2 protein-coding genes are annotated in these 2,159 nt (G+C 43.9%); one reads left to right on the top strand and one right to left on the bottom strand.

The genetic code is table 11. The features are described from left to right. Positions 1-224: 224 nt before the first annotated feature. Positions 225-380, bottom strand: coding sequence for a hypothetical protein (locus tag JGK11_RS32620; protein WP_293214490.1), 156 nt, complete (start codon positions 378-380; stop codon positions 225-227). A 474-nt stretch (positions 381-854) separates the two neighbouring features. Here JGK11_RS32620 and JGK11_RS32625 point away from each other — a divergent pair, with 474 nt between their 5' ends. Then, positions 855-1,961, top strand: a complete 1,107-nt coding sequence (locus JGK11_RS32625; protein ID WP_293214492.1) for a sigma-70 region 4 domain-containing protein — start codon at positions 855-857, stop codon at positions 1,959-1,961. The last annotated feature ends 198 nt before the right edge of the window (positions 1,962-2,159 follow it).

Raw genomic sequence — 2,159 nt, forward strand, 5'->3', positions numbered from 1 at the left:
TTTCTGAGTAGGAATTGCGATCGCCACAGCGAAGTTACTCAGCAAGCAACCGTGAAGTTACTTAAAAATTCAGTGTCAACCGACACCTGCTTGTAACAGTCTGAAACCTTTATTTGGTAAGGGTTTGGCACTGTCAACAGGATTGGATTACAAAAACTCGATCGCACCCGTTACTTCATACTGTTAGATCGGCGATCGCCCAAATCTAAAACAATCATTCTAATTCATCGATCGCGAGTTGAAGTCAGTTGCAACGAACGAGTTCCTGCCCATAATCCTTGAAATCCTTGCAGGGCAAAGATTTGACCGCTACAACGAGTTGCGGCGAATTTCAGAATGCCAGCATCGTCAACGATCGCCCTTAAAATTTCTCTATTCATAGCGTAAATAGCGATCGCACCTCTGCGTTCGATCGAATAAGTGCGATCGCACTTAAATCCTAATATTTATCGACTCAAATCCCCAGGGATTTTTTAATACTTAGGATTTCTGGTTGCCATTAATGCAACTTCAAAATTAGTTGCTAAATTCAGTTATCACGAGTTTTTGTTAAAAAACGCTGAAACCCTTGCTGAAAAAAGGTTTGACAGTTATCAGGAGTTTCCGCTTTTAGAAAAATTCAGTGTCAACCAAATCTCTTTTCAATAGCCTGAAACCTTTATACGGCATGGATTTTGCACTGTCAACCGGATTGGATTACAAAAACTCGATCGCACCTGTTATTTCTTAACAAATTTTATCTAGGAACAGATCGCCACAACCGTACAATAACCAAATAATAAACCCAGTCGCGAGTCGGTGTGGCAACACCGGGGGCTCCACTGGGACTATGACTAAACAGGAGTCACAGCTACATGAGCATTTTACATCACGAAGAAAACGGAGTAGAGTTTTTCACTGTTGCCACCACTGGCGAGTCGGGGATGAGCCAATCGGGGCTGGCTCGTTTGTGCGGAGTTCAACCTCATGCGGTCAATAAATTGCTAAATTCAGCTATCACGAGTTCTTGTCCAGAATTCTTGAAACCCTTACAGGGAAAGAAGTTAACCGTTATCACGAGTTTTAGCGAATTTCAGAATGTCAGCATCATCAAAGACAGCGTATGTGCCCTGATTTTGGAATGGTACGCCTTTGAATCTCAGCGCCCTACTGAAAAAGCTCGTCAAGCTTTCAGACAGTTTGCCTCTCTCGGTATCCGGGTATGGATTCAAGAAATCACGGGCTGGTCAAACTCAACAGCGCCTGAAATTCAACCTCAACAGCATCCAGCAGCAACCGCCACCGAGATTCAACAAGCACCGCCTCTCCCCGACATCAAAGCCTGTCTTGACCAACTTGCCAGCTTAGAACACGACATCCTCGTGTCTCTCAAACACCGCCACGCCATCCACAACATCGTTGAAAAACCCACCGTTGTTGACCTTTCTCTAAACCGAGTCGTACATACTGCCGTTCACGAACAGCATCAAAAACTCGGCGATGCCTTAGCCAAACTCGATTCTCTGCGGCAAACAATCTTAGCTTTTCATAGTTTTGCTCTGGCACTTTCAGCGCCTCAACTTCGCTTACTCTCTGGCACAATCCTCCCGGAATCAGTCGAGCAACTGCGGTTGGAAAATCAGAATTTACAAGGGATAGTTAACGAACAAAATTCTCGAATCATCGCTTTGGCAAAGTCTGTCGGCATCGAACTCAAACTCGGAAACCACGTCGAAAAGCCAGCTATTCTCGATGTTTTTATCGAAGAACGCATCAAACAAGTCACTCAAATTTTGATGCAATCTCAGCCAGAAAAAGGTCGCAAACGTTCTTTGCTGGTTGCCAAACAAAGGGCAACTATGTTAGCCAGATATGAATTTGGCGAATCGCTGCAAGATATTGCCAGTGACATGAATGTTCCTTATTCGTCGGTGAAGACTTTTGTGATGTTAGCAAGGCGGATTCTTATGGATCGCACTTAAATCTTCCTCACGATCGCAGTATATTTTATTTACTCCTGGACGCACAAATACCAAAGAAACCGGCTTTTTGCGATAATACTCGTTACAGCCCGCAGAAACTAGGACTTACGCATTGACAAAAAGCATTATCTATGTACTCTCGGCCATAGCATCACTCTGAAGGTTCGCAAAAATATGCTCACGTATAACTAAAGTGAA

It is taken from the genome of Microcoleus sp. PH2017_34_RAT_O_A (assembly GCF_020737885.1).
Classification (GTDB): domain Bacteria; phylum Cyanobacteriota; class Cyanobacteriia; order Cyanobacteriales; family Microcoleaceae; genus Microcoleus.